The sequence below is a fragment of the Capilliphycus salinus ALCB114379 genome (genome assembly GCF_047276495.1).
In the GTDB taxonomy this organism is placed as follows: Bacteria; Cyanobacteriota; Cyanobacteriia; order Cyanobacteriales; family Microcoleaceae; genus Capilliphycus; species Capilliphycus salinus.
In genome coordinates this window covers 2,380,561-2,400,624 of record NZ_CP178543.1, presented here as the reverse complement: position 1 = coordinate 2,400,624, position 20,064 = coordinate 2,380,561, and the positions used below count along the sequence as shown (strand labels likewise).

Genomic DNA, 20,064 nt, shown 5'->3' with positions numbered 1-20,064 from the left:
AAGTGGCAGGCAAGAATAAGAGAGCTTGAAATTTTCCCGATTTTAAAGTTTTATAATTCAACAATAACGGGGGTATGATCGCTAGGTTTTTCTAATTTTCTGGGGGTTTTATCAATGGTACAACTTTTGGCTTGATCGTAGAGAGATGAACTCAAATAATGATGATCGATGCGCCATCCTTTGTTGCGGGGAAAAGAGGCGGCGCGATAGTCCCACCAACTAAATTGTCCGCTTTCGGTGTTAAATTTGCGGAAGGCGTCGGCTAACCCCAATTCTAGAATGTCTTTTAAGGCTTGACGTTCGGCGTCGGATGCCATGATATGATTTTCTCGACCTTTGGGGTCGTGAATATCCCGATCTTCTAAGGCGATGTTAAAGTCTCCACAAACGCAGAGATTTGGGGTTTTTTCTAGGGTTTTTTGTAGATATTCTTTTAACAGTTTTAACCAACCGAGTTTGTAGAGATATTTCTCGCTTCCGACGCTGGCACCGTTGGGAACGTATAAATTTATAATTCTAACTCCGTCTATTGTTCCGGCGATGACTCGCTTTTGTTCGTCGAAGCTTTGAACGGTATTTTCATCTAAAATAGCCGCAAAACCAACGGTAATATCTTCTAAAGGTTGACGGCTAAAAATAGCGACTCCGTTATAGGCTTTTTGTCCGCAGATATAAAGATGATAGCCTAAATTTTCAAACGGGAGTCGGGGAAATTGGGGGTCGTTTACTTTGGTTTCTTGCAAACACAAAACATCAACCGGGTTGGTTTGTAACCAAGCTAAAACCTGTTCTTGGCGGGTCCGTATTGAGTTGACATTCCAAGTCGCGATTTTCATTATAAATTCATAGAATTTGTTAGTTCTTGTCAAAACCCGGTTTCTCTGAGATTAGTAGGGTGGGTGACCGCAAAAAGTTGATAATTTCAGCGGTTGAATAATGGGTTGTCACCCACCCTACAATAAACCGGGTTTTTTAAGGAGAGAGAGGCTTAAATGGGACAGGATAACCCTTCTGAACGTTGGCTAAAACGAGCATTTTCTCGATAGTCAACCGGACAGTCAATTACAGCCGGAACATCTTGAGCGAGCGCTTCTTTTAAAATCGGAACTAAGTCCGTTGCGGACTCAACCCGATAGCCTTTTAACCCCATACTTTCGGCAAATTTGACAAAATCAGGATTGCCAAATTTAATAAAAGAAGAATCGCCGTAATGGTCTTCTTGCTTCCATTCAATTAACCCATAACCGCCATCATTAAAAACAATCGTCACAAAAGGAGTACCGACCCGCAAAGCCGTTTCTAACTCTTGGCAGTTCATCATAAACCCACCGTCGCCGGTCGCCGCAACAACCTTTAAATGAGGATTCACTAATTTGGCGGCAATGGCGCCGGGAATAGCAATTCCCATCGCAGCAAACCCATTAGAAATAATACAAGTATTGGGGCGATCGCAGTGAAAATGACGGGCGATCCACATTTTATGAGCGCCAACATCGGAGATCACAATATCTTCGGGTCCCAACACCTGACGCAAATCATAAATCAATTTTTGGGGTTTAATGGGGTAGCCATCATCATCAGCATATTGTTCGTAATCTTTACGAATAGATGAGCGCAATTTTAGCCCATAAGGTTCGGGTTTTCCGGTGCGATCTGAACGGCGAAGAATCTCATTGAGCGAGTCGGAAATATCCCCAACAATTTCGGCAATGGGGATATAACTACTATCGACTTCAGAGGGAGTAGCGCTAATGTGAATAATCGGAATTGTGCTTTCGGGGTTCCACTTTTTGGGAGAATATTCAATCAAATCGTAACCGATAGCAATCACCAAATCAGACTTCTCAAAAGCACAACTAATATAATCCCGCTTTTGTAATCCGGTTGTCCACAAGGAGAGGGGATGAGTGTAGGGAATCGCACCTTTCCCCATAAAAGTATTCACAACCGGAATATTGAGTTGGGTCGCAAACTCGGTAACAGCATCGCTTGCATTGGCTCGCAATGCCCCATTTCCGACTAAAATAATCGGATTTTTTGCCTTAGAAATCGCCACGGCCGCCTCATTCATACTGTGATAAGCCGAATAGACTTTTTCCCGCTTATCTCGTTCAAGAGGTTTTCCGACTGCTTCCATTTCCGCAATATTTTCGGGCAGATCGATATGAACGGCACCGGGTTTTTCCGCTTGGGCGAGTTTAAAGGCTTTGCGAACAATTTCGGGGGTGTTACTGGGTCGAACAATTTGGGAATTCCACTTCGTAACCGGAGCAAACATTGCCACCAAATCTAAGTATTGATGGGATTCAATGTGCATTCGGTCGGTTCCCACTTGTCCGGTGATGGCAACTAAAGGCGCGCCATCGAGGTTGGCATCGGCCACACCCGTCATCAGGTTAGTTGCTCCTGGCCCCAAGGTGGATAAACAAACTCCGGCTTTTCCCGTCAGGCGTCCGTAGACATCGGCCATAAAAGCGGCGCCTTGTTCGTGACGGGTGGTAATAAACTGAATCGGGGAGGTTTTCAGGGATTCGAGAACATCCATGTTCTCTTCTCCGGGTAGTCCGAAGACGTACTGTACTCCTTCATTTTCGAGGCATTTGACCAGAAGTTCTGCTGTGTTCATGTCAGGTCTATTTGGGATATTTTGAGATGAAATGAAATTGATTGCCGAGCGGAATTTCAGAGGGATTCAAAGCTGAGAATGTAGGGGTTGACTTCATTGCTGAAATGAGGGTCAACCTTGAGTGAATTGCTCAGTTTTGTCTGAATTATTTTAACTTTGAATTCCCAATTCTGAATTTCGCTTACTTAATCCAAACGGTTTTAATGTTGACAAATTCGTGAATGCCCTGAATACTTAATTCTCGTCCATAGCCTGAGCGTTTAATTCCACCAAAGGGTAAACGCGGGTCGGACTTGACTAAACCGTTGATAAAGACAGCACCCGCATCCAACTCTGAGATTAAGCGATCGCGCTCCGCTTCATCTGTCGTCCATGCACTTGCACCCAAGCCAAAGACTGTGCTATTGGCTAATTTTATCGCATCATCAAGGTTTGATACACGGAACATTAACGCTACAGGGCCGAAAAATTCTTCCTCGTAGGGGGGGGTTCCGGGCGGGATATCGCTCAAGATTGTGGGCGGATAAAAGTTTCCCGGTTGGTCCAGGGGTTGACCGCCTATCAGCACTTTAGCACCTTTTTCGACAGAAGTTTTGACTTGTTTGTCGATGTCTTGTAAAATCTCGGGGGTTGCTAACGGCCCGACATCCGTATCCTCTGCCATCGGATCGCCAATTTTTAAGGCTTGGAATTTTTCGGCCAAGCGCCGTTCAAATTCATCGGCGATCGCGGAGGCGAGGATAAACCGTTTCGCCGCTATGCAGGACTGACCGTTATTTAACATTCTAGCGGTGACGGCCGTTTGCACTGCCGCTTCTAAGTCTGCACTTTCGAGGACGATAAACGGATCGCTACCTCCTAATTCTAATACCGTTTTTTTGATATGTTTCCCGGCAAGAGAGGCGAAACTCATTCCCGCCGGTTCGCTTCCGGTGAGAGTTCCCGCTTTCACGCGATCATCGGAGATTACTTGGGCGACTTTATCCGATCCGATCAGCAGGGTTTGAAAGACGTCTTCGGGAAAACCCGCTTGGGTGAAAATTTCTGCGATCGCCAGGGCGCATTGGGGGACATTGGAAGCGTGTTTCAGCAGGCCGACGTTACCCGCCATCAGTGCCGGCGCCGCAAACCGAAAAACTTGCCAAAAGGGGAAATTCCAGGGCATAACGGCTAAAATTACCCCCAACGGTTCGTAACGGACGTAGCTGTGACTGGCATCGCTTTCGGCGGAAACATTGGCCAAAAATTGAGCGGCGTTTTCCGCGTAATAGCGACAAACCACAGCACATTTTTTCGCTTCGGCGATCGCCGATTTGATGGGTTTCCCCATTTCCAGGGTCATCAGTTTAGCGAATTTCTCGGCGTCGGTTTCGAGAATGTTGGCCGCATTCTGCATCCACCCTGCCTTTTGTTCCATTGGCAGCCGGCGATATTGCTCAAAGGCCTGTTGAGCGCGGCTGAGACAGTCTTCTATTTGAGCATCCGTTAACGGTTCAAATGCTTTGAGCAACTCCCCAGTCGCCGGATTTATTGTAGCAATCCCCATAGTAACTTTTAGTTTTTTTTAAGATTAAACTTCGGGTCGGCTTGCAAACCTGTTCCCTTCTACTTCATCCTAACTCTGAACAACTCATAACTATTGTTTAACCTCTCCGGGGCTGGTTAGTCTACATAAATTGATACATTTTTTTAGATCTTTTCAAAGTTCTTTATAAATAACTGACAAATTCTCGCAATCATAGGGGTTTATACTCAAGCAGTTGATCGGACTTTCGGGTGCATCGGATTAACTCTTGTATCCAATGCAACCAAATACCAATCAAAATTCTTTCGGGTACATCAGACAAAAGGATCGTAAATTATAGCATTAACTTCTCTATCTGATGTATCGGTCAATTTTTTCGGGTGCATCAAACAAGAAAATAAAAAATCATAGCATCAACTTCTCTATCTGATCTATCAGGAAATGGTGTAGGGTGCATTAGACAAAAGAAGGAGAAATCACAGCATTAACTTGTCTATCTGATGCACCCTACTAAAAATCAGAGAAATCATAGAATGAACTCCTCTATCTGATGCACCCGAAAAAGTTTCTACCTCTAGATACAGGACAACAGCGTACCCGATGGGGTTTACTAAAGAAGTGATTGAGTAGCGATCGCACTGAAAAGTATAGAGCCAAAAATATTCATGCCTAAAGCTATTATATTTGATATAGACGGAACCCTAGTTGATTCAGTTCACTTTCATGCTGAAGCTTGGGTAAAAGCATTTAAACAGTATGGTTATGATGCTGATTTTGATAAGGTTAGGCAACAAATTGGAAAAGGAGGAGAATATATTCTCCCCGAGTTTATCTCTCAAGAAGAAATCGAGAAAGACGGCGAGAAAATTAGCGATTATCGCAAAGAATACTATCAGAAAAATTTCCTCGATCAAATTAAGCCCTTTCCTAAAGTTCGGGAACTTTTTGAGCGGGTTAAAGCGGATGGTACTCAGATTGTTTTAGCTTCTTCCGCCCGTCCAAAAACGGTTGAACATTATGAAGAACTTCTCGGGATTAAAGATTTAATCAATGGGGTAACTTCAAGAGGAGACGTTGAACAGGCTAAACCCAATCCTGATATTTTTATCGCCGCACTTAACCATCTTGAAAACGTTAGTAAAGAATCAGTTATTGTTGTGGGTGATAGTCCTTACGACGCGCAAGCTGCTGAGAAAATATCCTTATCAACTGTGGGGGTTTTATCTGGGGGATTTTCTGAAGATGTTTTAAAAGAAGCGGGTTGTATTGCTATTTATAAAGATCCGGCTGATTTACTCGACCGTTATGAGGAATCTCCGCTTAGGGCGCAAGAATGAGGGCGCAAGAATGAGGGCGCATTGCCATGCGCCCCTACGGTTTAAAATTCCATAAAACAAACAAGAATGAGGGCGCAATCTTGCGCCTCTATGGTTGCAGGAGAAAGGCTATATCGGGTTAAAAATAAAATTAATCTATTATCAAATAACTTGAAATAAATAGGAGGTAATTTCCATTGGTACAAGTTGGATTAGTGTTGGGAAGTGGTGGGGCGCGAGGTTGGGCGCATATTGGCGTAATTCGTGCTTTAGAAGAAGCGGAGATTAAAGTTGATTATTTGTCGGGGGCGAGTATTGGTGCTTTTGTGGGGGCGATTTATGGTGTAGAAAGCTTGGGTAAATTAGAAGATTTTGCGAATGAAATTGATGTGAATTATCTTTTGTCTTTGTTGGATATCTCGTTTCCCAATATGGGTTTAATTGATGGCGAACGAGTTGTTAATTTTATTCGGAAATTTATCTCAGATAAGAAGTTTGAAGAAACAACAATTCCTTTTCGCTGCGTGGCGACGAACTTTTTGTTAAAAAAAGAGATTGTTTTTGACTCGGGTTCTTTAATTGATGCGGTGAGGGCGAGTATTTCGATACCGGGAATTTTTAGACCTTTTAAACGGGAAGAAGTGTATTTAGTCGATGGTGGAATTGTTAACCCCGTTCCCGTTAGTGTGGTTAAAGATATGGGTGCTGAGGTGATTATTGCGGTTAATCTCAATAGTGATTCTGAAGCCGAAGAAGCTGATTCTGATGGTTATCCCTATATCTCCCAAAGTGATATCAGCAGCGAAAAAATAGACGAAGAATCACAGGAACGTCAAGAAAAAGAACAGCAAGAAAGCGGAATTGTTCAAAATCTCACGGGTCGATATGATACCCTAAAACGGATTTTACCCAATCAGATTGACGACTGGATACCCGATGCTAAAACGGGTTTAAATATATTTGATGTGATTGGAAATTCAATTAATGTTATGGAACAACAAGTCACCCAGATTCAACTCCAAATCAACCAACCTGATTTATTAATTGAACCCAATTTAATGGATTTTGGGATTTTTGATTTTCATCAAGCCAAACCGATTATGCAAAAAGGCTATGATGCTGCAAAAGCAAAGATTCCCCAGATTAAAGAAGTTTTAGAAACATCTGCATAAGTTGGGGAATCCGGTTAAAATTATTCGTTACTTCAGACAAACTCTAAAACTGGGTTTGGTGTTTAATCCAAGTTCTCGATTAAATTCTTTACTGTAGATTGCAGAGCGCCAATTTGCGGCTTTTTTAACTTGTTGCGGTTCTAAATTCGTTGCATCGGTTAAGTTTGCACACAATAAATTTGCTTTTTCTAGGTTGGTATTTTGGAAATTTGCACCTTGAAATTTAACCCGATGAAGCAAAGCATTTTGTAGGTTGGCTTGGCTGAGATTGGCTTGTTTTAAACTGGCTTCAATCAGATTAACATTGGGCAAATTTGCACCGCTAAAGTTCACCGAATCTAATTGTTTAAAATAGAGTTGCTTACAGTTAAATTGACTGAAGTCAACAGAAGTTAAATCTCCGCCATGAACCCAACAAAGTTCGGGAACAAATTCGGGATTATAAGTCGCTGATATCCAGTTTTTCGCCTCTCTAATTTTTACCGGATTAAGATTTTTAGCGTTGGTGAAATTGGCTTTTTGAAGTTCGGCGTTAGTCCAGATAACATCTTTAAAATCTGCACCCTCAAAGTTAACCCGATTGAGTTGAGTATTGGTTAAATTCGCCCCAGTTAAATCGGCATTTTCAAGTTGAGCATTGGTTAAATCTGCGCCGATGAGTTCGGCGTTAATTAACTTAGAATTATTCAGTTGTGCGCTGGTCAGTTCGGCGTTATTAAGTTGAGCATTTCTCAAGAAAACATGATTTAATTTAGCTCTAAAAAACTTTGTATTTGCTAATTTTGACTCGTTAAAGTTAGTCCCGTTAAATTGGGAGTAATTGAGATTGGAACCTTGTAAATTACTGTAAGACAAATCTGCTTGTTCTAAGTTCAGATAAACTAACTGTGTGCGTTGAATTTCTAAACCGGATAAATTCACCTCATAGCTGTGTAAATCTTGCAACGCTTGGGTAACACCGCCATTTGAACGGTAGCTTTCATTATCGCTAATTTCTCGATCTTGATTTTTGCGAATTATATCCCAAGCTTGATAAATTACTTGGCGACGGGCGATAGTATTTTGTTCTTGAAGTTCGGTGACAAAACTGTGAATTTGAGTTCCAAACTGAAACAAAGTAAATCCCACACCCGATAAAGCCGCGAGAATACTCAACAGTTTTGAATTCGCCGCATGATAAGAAAAACGATTGATAAAGTATCCAACTTGTAGGGATTGTTTTTGAAATCCTTGGGACGTTTCTAGGGATGTTTTCTGGGCGTAGTTTTCAAATATTTGACGAAATTCTTCGAGTTCAAAGTTATATTTTTGAGCGAGTTGACGCAATAAAACATCATATTGAAATAAATCCGAACAAATTTTGGCTTCGTACAACTGTTGTAAGTCTTGATGAAGTTCGGGATTAATAATGGTTTGAGTCGCTTTCGAGGGTTCTGTAGATGGAGAATTCTCGACTTTTGCGGAGTTTACGGATTCAATTTTTTGGAGGTCTGTCACCATGATTGATTTCCTATTGCTAATATTCAATAGAGGGGTAAAAGTAAGCTAGAATTGATAACTAGAATTTGTACAAAATCATTTGACTGTAGTTTCAATTTAGCAATTTTGTTGTCGTTAACGACAGTCCCTTTTTTGAGTGACAGAATCTCATAATAAAAGTTTGACCTCTCCCCCTAACCCCCTCTCTATCCCCCCTTGATCCCCCCTTAAATCCCCCCTTGATCCCCCCTTAAATCCCCCCTTGATCCCCCCTTAAAAAGGGGGGTGGGGGGTGAGGCGAGGGGAAACTTCTACACTCCAAAAACCCGGTTTCTCAAAGAAACCGGGTTTTTAATCCCCACTTCTAATGTCCGACTAACTTATCTCGTAATACTTTAATGCGATCGCGTAATTTCGCCGCTTCTTCAAATTCTAATTGTTTTGCGGCTTCTTTCATTTGTTTTTCAAGCTGACCAATTAAGTCGGGAATATCTTCTAAGGGTAACTCATCAACTTCTTCGTAAGCTTCTTCTAATTGTTGGGCGTTTAACCGTCGAGAAACATCTAAAAAGTCTAAAATTGCATTGCTGAACTTTTTAACAATGGGTTTGGGTGTAATCCCATGTTTTTCGTTATATTCTAACTGAATGCTTCGGCGTCGTTCGGTTTCATCTATAGCTTTGATCATGCTATCGGTGAGATTATCTGCGTATAAAATCGCCTGACCCCGGATATTTCGCGCCGCCCGTCCAATCGTTTGAATTAACGAACGGGTCGCCCGTAAAAACCCTTCTTTATCCGCATCTAAAATCACAACTAACGACACTTGCGGTAAGTCCAAACCTTCTCTTAACAGGTTCACCCCAATTAACACGTCAAACACCCCTTGTTGCAAGTCGCGGATAATTTCAATCCGTTCGATTGACTTAATTTCTGAGTGTAAATATCTCACTCTGATTCCCCGATCTTGCAAATATTCGGTTAAATCTTCCGCCATCCGTTTGGTTAACGTGGTGACTAATACCCGCTCGTCCCGTTGAATTCGCTCTTGAATTTCTCCGAATAAATCATCAATTTGTCCTTCGGTTGGACGCACAAAAATTTCCGGGTCTACGACACCGGTCGGTCGGATAATTTGTTCAATAACTTCGCCTTGAGAGAGTTCGATTTCCCAGTCTCCGGGGGTGGCTGAAACAAATATACATTGGTTGACTTTCTCCCAAAATTCATCGGCTTTTAAGGGTCGGTTATCGGCCGCACTGGGAAGCCGAAAGCCATGTTCTATTAATACTCTTTTTCGGGATTGATCGCCGTTGTACATTCCCCGAATTTGAGGAATGGTAACGTGAGATTCATCAACGACGAGTAACCAATCATTGGGAAAATAATCGATTAAACATTCGGGGGGTTCTCCGGCTAGGCGTCCGGCTAAATGACGGGAATAGTTTTCTACGCCGTTACAATATCCGACTTCTCGCAGCATTTCTAAATCGTAACGGGTGCGTTGATTTAAGCGTTGGGCTTCTAATAGTTTTCCGGCATCTTCTAGGGCTTTTACTTGCTGTTCCAACTCTTTTTCGATGTCTTCACAGGCAATTTCTAAACGGTCTTCTGGGGTAACAAAGTGACGGGCGGGATAAACGTTTAAGGCTTCTACACTTTGTAAAACTTCTCCCGTTACCGGATCAATATAACGAATAGCATCGACTTCATCCCCAAAAAATTCGACTCGAATAATCCGATCTTCGTAAGCCGGCCCAATTTCTAAAACATCCCCCTTTAGACGGAAGCGCCCGCGAGTTAATTCTGTATCATTGCGAGTATATTGAACCGATGCCAAATCCCGCAAAAGTTGACGCTGATCGAGTTCTTCGCCGACTTTTAAAGGAATGGCGGCTTTGAGATATTCTGCGGGAATTCCTAACCCGTAAATGCAGCTAATGGAGGCGACAACAATCACATCCCGGCGTTCAAATAAGGAACGGGTCGCGGAGTGGCGCAGCATATCGATTTCGTCGTTAATCGAAGCGGTTTTTTCGATGTAGGTATCGGTAACGGGAATGTAGGCTTCGGGTTGATAATAGTCGTAATAGCTGATAAAATATTCTACTGCGTTGTTTGGGAAAAATTCTCGTAACTCATTGCACAGTTGAGCCGCGAGAGTTTTATTATGGGCTAGCACCAGGGTGGGTCTACCAATTTTTTCGATGAGTGCGGCGATGGTAAAGGTTTTTCCGGTTCCCGTCGCACCCAACAATGTGGTAAATTGGTGGTTGGCTTGAACGCTCTTGACCAGTTTGGCGATCGCTTGCGGTTGATCGCCCATCGGCTGAAAGGGGGACTGTAGATGGAATTGCGCCATTTTTCCGGGGGATGAAGTTCCAGAATTGATGGTAGCACTTCCGCTGAAAATTAGTCGTCCCCTATAGGTCTGATTTTCTTAACTTATCGTTGTAATTGGTTATTTTTCTTAATTTAGTATTTACTTAAATCCCAAAATATTTTATAATTTTTTAGTATTCATCAAAATAAGAAGCTCAACCTCTACCGAAATGGCAGGGGGGAGGTTTGATAAATGAGGTGAAATCTCGGGGTTAGTCCGTAACGATCAAGGATTTGATGGTTTCCAGCTAACCCGTTTAAGAAAAAAAAGGTATTCAAACATGGCTGTTAGCTCTTCTACAAAAAAAAGGAGGACTGCGCGAACCCCTCGAACTACAGGAAAGCGTATGAGTAAAACTACTGAAGACACTGTAAAATCAGAAAACCCGGACAATAAGCAGGAACAAGAAAAAGATATGAGTAAGGATTTAGAAATGGAAACCAAATCGACAAAAGCGGAGTCATCCGAAAATTCGGCACCGACTCAAATTCAGGTGGCACATCATCAGTCGGCGATGATTATGCCGAACCGTCCCATTGAGGAAAGTCATCTCGAAGTCGTCGGGACAATTATGGGGAACCGTCCCATTTTCAAAACCGAGAGCGCTTCGGGGATTAGTTTTGTACATTCTGAAGATGCAGTCGGCGCAATGGCCAACCGTCCGGTTGCAACAACTCATCTACAAATCACATCAATGATGGCCAACCGTCCCATCGCCTCCAACCAAGTTGATGATCCTTATGCGTTAATGGGATATCTGGACTAAAGCAGGTTTTCTAGGGGAAGAAATGCCTTAGAACTGTTGTTAGGGTTATCAATTTTCAATCGTCATCCTGAGTGAAAAGAAGGTAGTGTAGAGATTCTTTGCTTGACTCAGAATGACGAATATTTTTATTTAAAATCATGGGTAGGGTGAGTGACAACTAATGACTTAACTGATGAGATTACCAACTTTTTATTGAGTTGTAGTTGTAGGGTGGGTGAAAACTAATAACTTAACTGATGAGATTACCAACTTTTTACTCTCACCCACCCTACTGTAATTACTATAGCCTGCGCGAAAGGGTTTAGGACTGTTTTTTTCGCCAACGTTGATAACCATAAACTGCCCCCCCCAACTAAGAGAAAATAGGGAGTAAACGCGAGTAACCACAGGGCTAAACTCAATAAAGTAAAGGAGAACGTCGTAACAGCGTGGGAGGCTTCTCCCCAAGCTTCTCCGACTTGTAAGCCGAAATTAAATTGAGGTTGATTTTCAGCAGAAACAGGGGCTTCTAGATTTAAACTAATTGTCGAATAAGCAACTTGATTTTGAAGGTTGCGGAATTGGGCGTCGAGTCGTTCAATGGAGTCTCGAATGTTACTGAGTTGGTTGGCAACTTCTAACACTTCTCCGACAGAACCGGAACGTTCCATAATTTTTAAAACCATTTCTTCTGATTTTCGCAGATTTCGGAGTCGCGCCTGAATATCAACGAGTTGATCGGAAACATCCTCAGCGGTAATGCTTCGATTTTCAACGGTTCCCAGTTCAGATAAAGTATCCAAAGTTGATTCGAGTTTGTCTTGAGGAACCCGCAACTCTAAATTAGCAGTATGACGGCTTAAACCGCTTTGAGGCTGACTCTCTGAAAATTGTAAGATATCGCCCTGTTGTCGTTGAATTAGAGCCGTTACCGATTCTAACGTTTCATTTAAGGATTGGACAACCAGGGTAAGTTGAGCGCGTTTGATCAGTTGGGGTTGTTTTTGGGGAACAGAGTCAGGAGCCGGGGGAGGAGGAGCCGCAGAATTTGCCATTTGGGGAGCGACTTCTAACTGAGGGGAACTCGCGACTTGATCGGAAAAATTTTGGGGAACAGTGGCGCAACTGGAAAGGGCGAGAATTGATAAAAACGCCCCAAAAACACTTATTTTGCAGTTATGGTGATTCATGGTTGGATTGGCTTGTTGTGCGATCGCTTGACAGTTGCTTCAATGTAAAATCTGTTGACTCCGGATGTAGAAAAAATAACATTTTGTCTTTAAATCGTGACCAGATTGATCTAAGTTGTTCACAAGACTCTGTATTTTCTCGGATAAATATTGTAAATCTAGGCTACAGGTGGGCAAATAGGAGTTAAAATTTAGGTGATCTTTCGGAATCTATAATCGGATTCAACGGATCAAGTTTGCGAGAATTTACGGATGAGTTTCCCAGTTCAGCAAAGCTTGAGCTACACAACATCAAAATTTCATAGGGGTTATGACGATGAAGAAAATACTGGTGATTGAAGATGATGAACCGATTAGAATGAGTATTCTGGAACTGCTCACCATTGAACAATTTCAAGGGATAGGCGCTGAAGATGGACATCAGGGTTTACAACTGGCAAAACAAGAACAGCCCGATTTAATCATTTGTGATATTATGATGCCGGATATTGACGGCTATGCTGTTTTATATGAATTGCAGCAAGATAGCAGGACGGCGAATATTCCCTTCATTTTTCTGACGGCCAAAACCGAACGTCAGGATCAGCGGATGGGAATGGAATTGGGCGCCGATGATTATATTACAAAACCCTTTACAACAACCGAACTGTTGGAAGCGGTTAAAACCCGACTAAAAAAGCATCAACAGTATTTATATCAATACCAACAAGAACAGGCTAATGTACAGAAACTCAACGAAAAAGTGCAAGCTTTAGAAGAAATTAGCCATTCCAAAGAAGCAATGCTCAACCAACTTTCTGAAGATTTACGCGCCCCGCTTTCAACGATACAAATGGCGGTTGAATTGTTGAGTATGACTCCATCTTCCCAACTTGATCCGGTCAAACTTCGGGAAAAACAAAAACGTTATCTGAAGATTTTACAAGAAGAATGCAATCGGGAACTGGAAATTTTGAAACAAATTTCTAACAGTAAACCGGAACAAAAATCTACAGAAACTAAACCGATGCGTTGGGGATAACAAGCCAGTTTCATCGATTGATTTTATTGATTTAAACTTGACCAAACCTCCAACTTGTTTTCGACTCGGCGAATCACTTCGTCCGTAAATTCACTCATCATCATCTGGCCGCCTAAATCCGGGGTGGCCTTTCCTTCCTGTAGCGTTTCAAACACGCTTTCATAGATGGCCCGAGAAGCGCGTTCGGCCTCGGGGGTTCCCACGTACACCAACAACGCCGCCCCCGCCAAAATCATCGCCATCGGATTGGCAATATTTTTCCCCTGTAACGCCGGTGCGGTGCCGTGCGGGGCTTCGGCCATAACGGTTTTCACCTGAGTCGCCGTTTCATCAAACCCCAAAACCAAACTCTCGGAACCCGCGATACTGCCGTACATTTGCAGGACCATATCCGAGAGTAAGTCTCCATCTCGGTTCAACGCCGGAATCACCAACGCTTCGCCACTGGTTTGTAACAGTAGGGCAAAGGTGGCATCAATCAACAACGGTTGATAGGCAACATCGGGGTAACGCTCAGACGCCGCATCCAATTCTTCTTTAAACATCCCTTCGTAGACGGGACTGACGGTAAATTTCGGCCCGCCAAACACCCGCGCCCGGGTTCGTTGGGCGTATTGAAAGGTAAATTCGGCCACCGCCCGACAGGTGAGACGAGAAACTTTTGAGGTGCGAAAAGCGATTTCATCTCCATTTTCTGTCAACTCCCGCCACTCTTTGGCCCCGTAAGCATCATCAACGGCCATCCGCACAATCGCAATGGGCGCGTAAACTCCCCCGATGGGGCGAATACTGGGAATTCGCCGCCCGATGCGTAGGATGACTTTCGCCTCCAATGCCTCCCGTAAAATCGCGTTGGGACTCCCCACATCGCCGGGAATTTCTGGGGTGATGGTTGCGGCTTTGAGGGCGAGTCCGCTTTCGAGAGTCGCTTGGGCGGCTTCATGGACGACTCGATTGTTGGTAGAGCGGCGATTTTCTAAGCTTAAATCAAAATCAAGGAAGTTTAAAGGTTGGCGAATCACCGAGGGGTTGAGGACGCGCAAGGCTTCGCCTAACAATTCTTCTCCGGTTTGGTCGCCGTGCAGGACGACGAGGTTGGGGATCTGTTCGCTCATCAACGCAAGATTTGATTTAAGATCAGAATTTAAGATATCACTAAAGGATGAAAATTGCTAGTCCGCTCCGGAAAATTAAAAGTTTAGATTTAATTCACCATTAAAAGGGTTCAAGATTCCCCCGTCCGTTTTTAAAGGGTTGCCAATTAACAAGGTTTGGGGCGGAGGGGTTAAAATTCTGTTGGGTTCGGTTTTTCTGTTATCTTTAACTATTGAGTTCGTTTAGGGGTTAGGATTGTTGTGCTATGCAGAAAAAAATCGCTTTTCCTTTAATTGGTCTCAGCATAATTTTGGTGCTGATTTTTGCTGTTCTCTCTTGGAAAACGCCCCATCAAGTTTATAATTTAACTCTGGCTAGTGCCGCCAAGGATGGCGAATATTATGCTTTTTCTCAAGCTTTTTCTCAAGTCGTTTCTCGACACCTACCTCGGCTTAAAATTAATGTTATTGAAACGGAAGGTTCGCAACAGAATCTAGAATTTTTGAAAAATAAAAAAGCGGATTTGGCTTTGGTTCAAAGCGATCTATCGATTCCCCATCAGACTAAGGCGGTTGCTCTTTTGTTCCCGGAAATGTTTCATTTAATCGCCCGGGAAGACTCAAAGATTAACAAGGTTAGCGATTTAAAAGGGAAACGCATTGCTTTGATGCCAAAAGGAAGCGGTTCTTATAATTTATTTTGGGTGTTGAGTCGGCATTATGGTTTAAATGCAGATGATTTGAAAGTAGTCACGGCACCGCCAAAAGAAGCTTATCGTTTGCTGGAACAGGGACAAGTTGATGCGTTATTTCGGGTGATTGCTTTGGGAAATCCCAGTATTAATCAACTACTGCAATCGGGTAAAAGTCGTTTGATTCCTATCGAACAAGCGACCGCTTTACAACTGTTTCAACCCGCTCTAGAAGCGAGTACAATTCCCATTGGAACTTATAATGGTTCGATTCCAATTCCCGCAGAGGATTTACCTGTTGTTGCGTTAAGAGCCGTTTTAATTACTCATAAAAATGTTGACGACAAAGTGATTTATGAACTGACCCGAATTTTGTTTGAATACCGCAACGAATTAATTGCCAAAACTCCCCAAGCGGCGATGATTCATCAACCCGAATCTTTGAAAGATTTGGGGTTTTCTTTCCATCCCGGAGCGAAAGATTATTATTACCAAGATGAACCGACATTTTTAGAAAAATATGCCGAACCGATGGGGTTTGTACTGTCGGCTTCTGTGCTGGTTATTTCCAGTCTTTGGCAATTTAGGCTTTGGTTTCAAGGACGACAAAAAAATCGAGCGGATTTATATAATTTAGAACTGATTAGCCTGATCGACCAAATTAACTCGGCTCAAACGATTGAGGAGTTAAAAGATCTGCGCCGTCAATTGTTTACTATTTTTAAAGAAGTGATTGTTGATTTAGATAAAGATCGCATCTCCTCAGAGTCTTTTCACTCTTTTACTTTTACTTGGGAAGTGGCGATCGCTTCCATTCGTCACCAGGAAAATCTACTGAGAACTTCCGAACCGGAAAACCATCTAACAGAAGATAGAAAGACCATTTCTAAGTAGGTGGAGATGACGAATCAAATCGATTTACAAATCTGCTCGAACTAAAACGCGATCGCCATCTTTTTGAGCCTCTTTTAGGGCTTTGTGGGCGAGTTCCACTAGGCTTTTAACGTCTACAATTGGAGTCGGTATTGTACTGGTTACTCCCAAACTGATACTCACATAAGGACTTTGGAGAGAATCTTGATGAGGAATTTGTAATAATTTCACCCGAGTCCGAATATTTTCTGCAACTTTAACCACACCTTCGAGGTGAGTATTGGGTAAAAGAATCGCAAAGATTTGTTGATCATAACGGGCGACCAAATCCCCCGGTCGTTTAGCTGTTTCTAACAGAACCGCAGCCACTAATTGTAAACAGGTCTCCCCCGCAGATTTTCCATAAATTTGATGATAATGTTGAAAACCATCAACTTGACAAAGAATCAAAGACAGAGCAGAAGAATCCCTTTCTAATCGTTTCCACTCGACTTCTATGATTTGATCGAAGTAGCGACGATTGGCAATGTGAGTTAAATCATCTTTAATTTTTTGTTGTTGAAATTCTTCTCGAATCGCTTTTAATTGAGAATATAATTGCGCTTGTTGAATTGCAATGGCGACTTGAATCGCAATTTGACTGAGAAAATTGAGTTCAAAAGGTTCCCAATCTCGGTGAAAACACTGATGAATAATCAGCATTCCCCAGAGTTGGCTTTTTGAGGGTTGATCCAAGTGATAATTGTGGATTAAAATCGGTACAATGAGTTCGGATTTAATTCCGAGTTGAAGCTGTTGAGTTTGAATTGATGAATCAATTTCTGAAGGATTACAAATTTTTCCTTCCTGAAGTTGATGTAAGATTTCCTCTGAATTCCAGGAACTATATAAAATGTTTTTCAAACTCAAAAATTCACGGCTTGATAACGATTCTGACAGCAGTGTATCCAGATTGGCAACGGGTTTGTGATAAATTAAAATGCGATCGGCCTGAAGAATTTTTTGCAGGTCTGTTGTAATTTGATCGAGAATGCTTTTCAGACTTTTTCCCTGATAAACTGCACAGGAAATTTTACCAAGTACATAGTCATGTTCTTGGATCTGATAGCATTGCGTTTCCCACGATTTCTGTTTATTCATAGTGCCGATGTGATCAGAAAATAAAAGACTCTATTAGGCTACAGATTCAGCCTAGCTAAAGGATGAAACGTTTTTTTTCAAGCCTAACAAAAATTTTTAGTAACTTACAATACTGAAATAAATCTGTAAATTAACCCTTGACTTTGAGCAAGTCCCTCTCTGTCCAACCTCCTGCTGATTAACCCTTTTACTTCTAGTTTAACCTCGTTTGCAGGGTATTAACCCTAATTGGGGGCGGCAAACCAGCGATCGCGTCCATTGGTTTTGGCTTGGTAGAGGGCTTGATCGGCTCGGAGAACCAACGTTTCCGGGGTTAAAGGGGGTTCGGGAACGATACAAGCCACCCCAACGCTAACGGTGACATAAGGTTTGATCGGTGAGTTTTCATGGGGAATTTGTAGCGATCGCACTTGAGCGGAAATGGTTTCGGCGACTAAAATCGCGCCTTCGAGATCGGTTTTTGGTAAAAGAATCGCGAATTCTTCCCCCCCGTAACGAGCGACTAAATCCCCCGCTCGTTTCGCCCCTTCTTGCAACGCCTGAGCCACCTGTTTTAAGCAACTATCTCCAGCCAAATGACCGTAAGTATCGTTATAACGTTTAAAATAATCAACATCACAAAGAATCAGGGATAAGCTGGCATTTTCTCGCCGAACTCTACTCCATTCTTTAGATAACATTTCTTCAAAAAATCGGCGGTTGGCAACCCGAGTTAAACCGTCGGTCATTGCCATTTTTTCGAGTTCTTGATTTGCCATTTGCAGTTGTTCATAAAGTTCGGCTTGTTGTATCGCCACCGCTATTGGGGTTGCCAGTTGTTCGAGTAAGCGAATTTCCCATTTTTCCCACCCCCGACTCTCCTTAATTTGATAGGCAATTAATACTCCCCAAAGTTCCTTTTGAGAATCTAAGTTTATCGCTTGTTTGTGAGTAATGATTGGAATAATTAGCTCGGATTTTATCTTTAAATTAACCCAAGTATTATAAATATCTGGGTCGAGTTCTACAATATTTTTTTCATCAAGACTAACGATTATTCCTTGCTCTAGAATAGATAAAAAATAGTTGGGAATGAAAACATTGTTCGGCAATTGCTGTAATTTTGCCAAACTACAATCAAAAGAATTTGCGACAATATCACCTTTATTTTGGTCGTAAATATGATAAAATAAGACGCTATCAACCTTTAAGAGTTGTCGAACTTCAGCCACAGTTGTTTGTAGAATTTTTTGCAGACTTAACGACTGTCGAATTCGTTGAGTCATCCCGCTTAAAACGCGATTTTGTTCTAACTGATGATTCAGTTGTAGTTCAAGTTGTTTCCGTCTGGTAATATCTCGACCAATCCAAAGTAATTCTTGACGTTCAAAGGGCTGTAGGCTAAAAATAGAACAGGAAAAAGAGATAATAATCTCCCGTCCCGTTTTAGTTTTACAATAAACTTCAAAGCTATTATGATAATTTTCATCTATAAATAAATCTGACAAATTAACGGTTTGTTTGGAGTGTTGCTCGGAGAACAAATTGGTAATAGACTGATTAATTAATTCATCTTCTCGATATTCAAGTATATTTTGAGTGGCTTGATTGATTTTTGTAATGATACCCAAAGGATTGGTAATCAATAACATATCATTCATTGAATGAATAATTTGATTCGTATAATTATTAATTTGTTCTAGTCGGGAAACCGAGAGTTCATACTCTTTATAAATTTGGCTATATTTTTGTTCTCGAATCATCCAGTCCGTTTTTTCATCAAATAAAATTATAATATCTCCATCCAAATAAGTAAACTCTTGATTTTTAAAGATATAAACATCAAAATAAACGGGAGAATTCGCTTCTAAATTTCTCGCAATTCCTTTTAACTCAAAGTGGGGAATATTTTCTTCTAAGAGTTGATTGTAAACCGATTCAAGCCCAACTAATTCAGGGAAACACAGGCTAATATCATTTCCATGTTTGACATTTTCAGGGGAGTCTGAAAATCGTCCAACATTCAGAGAAAATTCTACAATTTGACTTTCACTATTTAAAGAGATATATTCATGGTCAATTTGTCGGGGAGCAAAAAACGTTTTGAGTAACTGGTTCATAATGAAGTTAAGTGATGAGATTGGGGTTAAGTTTCAATAAACACTTAAAATAGGAAAAATTTGTGACAGCTTGAATACCGTTTAGTCAAAGCAGAATCTTGTTAACTTTAAGATTAATATAAAACTGATTTTCATTCAACCTTAATCCGGCTCGATCAAAAATTATGTTCCCATCAGCTTTTAGAAATAAACTGACGAGATAATAGCTCAAACATTTCATCAACATAGGCTCCGGTTTTGGCCGAAGTTTTATAAACTGACAAAACTTGATTGGTTTGAGAATCAGACATTTTTTGAACTAATCCGTCTAGGTTTTCAGAATCAACCAAATCCATTTTATTCAATGCTATCACAACCCATCCTTTGGGATTAATAGATAAAAACAAATCTATATGTTCTCGAATGTGATCTAACGTATCTTGGCGGGTAACATCTCCAACCACAACCGCAGCACTCGCCCCCTGTAAATAACTCGGCGTAATTCCTTTAAACTTTGTATGACCCTCCAAATCCCAAATTAACAATTGAATTGACTGCTGAGATTGAGTTTCGGGAAGGATTAAATCGACTTTTTTTCGAGAAATTTTTACCCCCACCGTTGACAAATATTGATCGCTAAACTGACGGTCAACGAACCTACGAATTAAACTTGTTTTTCCTACACCAAAGTCTCCAACTAAACAAATTTTCTTAGAAATTATAGCCATGA

15 protein-coding genes are annotated in these 20,064 nt (G+C 41.7%); 5 read left to right on the top strand and 10 right to left on the bottom strand.

Features of this window, described 5'->3' with window-relative positions; genetic code table 11:
- Nucleotides 1-50 precede the first annotated feature (50 nt).
- The 3 genes from xth to ACL6C3_RS09960 form a co-directional block, all read right to left on the bottom strand.
- Nucleotides 51-836, bottom strand: coding sequence for an exodeoxyribonuclease III (gene xth, locus ACL6C3_RS09970; protein ID WP_413167014.1), 786 nt, complete (start codon nt 834-836; stop codon nt 51-53).
- A 152-nt stretch (nt 837-988) separates the two neighbouring features.
- Nucleotides 989-2,626 (bottom strand): acetolactate synthase large subunit, encoded by a 1,638-nt coding sequence (locus ACL6C3_RS09965; RefSeq protein WP_413167013.1) that lies wholly within the window; start codon nt 2,624-2,626, stop codon nt 989-991.
- A gap of 181 nt (nt 2,627-2,807) precedes the next feature.
- Nucleotides 2,808-4,172, bottom strand: coding sequence for an NAD-dependent succinate-semialdehyde dehydrogenase (locus ACL6C3_RS09960; RefSeq protein WP_413167012.1), 1,365 nt, complete (start codon nt 4,170-4,172; stop codon nt 2,808-2,810).
- Nucleotides 4,173-4,816: 644 nt separating this feature from the next.
- On the opposite strand from ACL6C3_RS09960, the gene ACL6C3_RS09955 reads away from it, so the two are divergent.
- Together ACL6C3_RS09955 and ACL6C3_RS09950 are read left to right on the top strand one after the other, a co-directional pair.
- A complete protein-coding gene (locus tag ACL6C3_RS09955) occupies nt 4,817-5,488 on the top strand; it encodes an HAD family hydrolase (protein ID WP_413167011.1) in 672 nt (223 codons plus the stop codon).
- A gap of 176 nt (nt 5,489-5,664) precedes the next feature.
- Nucleotides 5,665-6,639 carry a patatin-like phospholipase family protein gene (locus ACL6C3_RS09950; protein WP_413167010.1) on the top strand — a complete coding sequence of 325 codons (975 nt, stop codon included), beginning with the start codon at nt 5,665-5,667 and terminating at the stop codon, nt 6,637-6,639.
- A gap of 27 nt (nt 6,640-6,666) precedes the next feature.
- On the opposite strand, the gene ACL6C3_RS09945 is transcribed toward ACL6C3_RS09950, so the two are convergent.
- Together ACL6C3_RS09945 and uvrB are read right to left on the bottom strand one after the other, a co-directional pair.
- Nucleotides 6,667-8,139, bottom strand: a complete 1,473-nt coding sequence (locus ACL6C3_RS09945) for a pentapeptide repeat-containing protein (RefSeq protein WP_413167009.1) — start codon at nt 8,137-8,139, stop codon at nt 6,667-6,669.
- A 343-nt stretch (nt 8,140-8,482) separates the two neighbouring features.
- Nucleotides 8,483-10,480 carry an excinuclease ABC subunit UvrB gene (gene uvrB, locus ACL6C3_RS09940; RefSeq protein WP_413167008.1) on the bottom strand — a complete coding sequence of 666 codons (1,998 nt, stop codon included), beginning with the start codon at nt 10,478-10,480 and terminating at the stop codon, nt 8,483-8,485.
- 367 nt (nt 10,481-10,847) lie between these two features.
- Here uvrB and ACL6C3_RS09935 point away from each other — a divergent pair, with 367 nt between their 5' ends.
- The gene (locus ACL6C3_RS09935) at nt 10,848-11,267 is read left to right on the top strand and encodes a hypothetical protein (RefSeq protein ID WP_413167007.1); all 420 of its coding nucleotides are present in this window, start codon (nt 10,848-10,850) and stop codon (nt 11,265-11,267) included.
- A gap of 242 nt (nt 11,268-11,509) precedes the next feature.
- Here the strand turns inward: ACL6C3_RS09935 and ACL6C3_RS09930 are convergent, their stop codons facing one another.
- Nucleotides 11,510-12,436 (bottom strand): DUF4349 domain-containing protein, encoded by a 927-nt coding sequence (locus ACL6C3_RS09930; protein WP_413167006.1) that lies wholly within the window; start codon nt 12,434-12,436, stop codon nt 11,510-11,512.
- Between the two features lie 316 nt (nt 12,437-12,752).
- Here ACL6C3_RS09930 and ACL6C3_RS09925 point away from each other — a divergent pair, with 316 nt between their 5' ends.
- On the top strand, nt 12,753-13,457 hold the full coding sequence (locus ACL6C3_RS09925; RefSeq protein WP_413167005.1) for a response regulator: 705 nt from the start codon (nt 12,753-12,755) through the stop codon (nt 13,455-13,457).
- A gap of 23 nt (nt 13,458-13,480) precedes the next feature.
- Here the strand turns inward: ACL6C3_RS09925 and ACL6C3_RS09920 are convergent, their stop codons facing one another.
- Nucleotides 13,481-14,572 carry an isocitrate/isopropylmalate family dehydrogenase gene (locus tag ACL6C3_RS09920; protein WP_413167004.1) on the bottom strand — a complete coding sequence of 364 codons (1,092 nt, stop codon included), beginning with the start codon at nt 14,570-14,572 and terminating at the stop codon, nt 13,481-13,483.
- A gap of 245 nt (nt 14,573-14,817) precedes the next feature.
- Between ACL6C3_RS09920 and ACL6C3_RS09915 the strand changes: the two genes are divergently transcribed.
- The gene (locus ACL6C3_RS09915; protein WP_413167003.1) at nt 14,818-16,137 is read left to right on the top strand and encodes a TAXI family TRAP transporter solute-binding subunit; all 1,320 of its coding nucleotides are present in this window, start codon (nt 14,818-14,820) and stop codon (nt 16,135-16,137) included.
- 24 nt (nt 16,138-16,161) lie between these two features.
- On the opposite strand, the gene ACL6C3_RS09910 is transcribed toward ACL6C3_RS09915, so the two are convergent.
- The 3 genes from ACL6C3_RS09910 to ACL6C3_RS09900 all read right to left on the bottom strand — a co-directional run bounded on the left by ACL6C3_RS09910 (nt 16,162) and on the right by ACL6C3_RS09900 (nt 20,062).
- Nucleotides 16,162-17,256: a sensor domain-containing diguanylate cyclase gene (locus ACL6C3_RS09910; protein WP_413167002.1), complete on the bottom strand. Its 1,095-nt coding sequence runs from the start codon at nt 17,254-17,256 to the stop codon at nt 16,162-16,164.
- A gap of 224 nt (nt 17,257-17,480) precedes the next feature.
- Entirely contained in the window at nt 17,481-19,355 is a 1,875-nt protein-coding gene (locus tag ACL6C3_RS09905) for a diguanylate cyclase (protein WP_413167001.1), read from the bottom strand.
- Between the two features lie 173 nt (nt 19,356-19,528).
- Entirely contained in the window at nt 19,529-20,062 is a 534-nt protein-coding gene (locus tag ACL6C3_RS09900; RefSeq protein ID WP_413167000.1) for a Rab family GTPase, read from the bottom strand.
- Nucleotides 20,063-20,064: the final 2 nt, after the last annotated feature.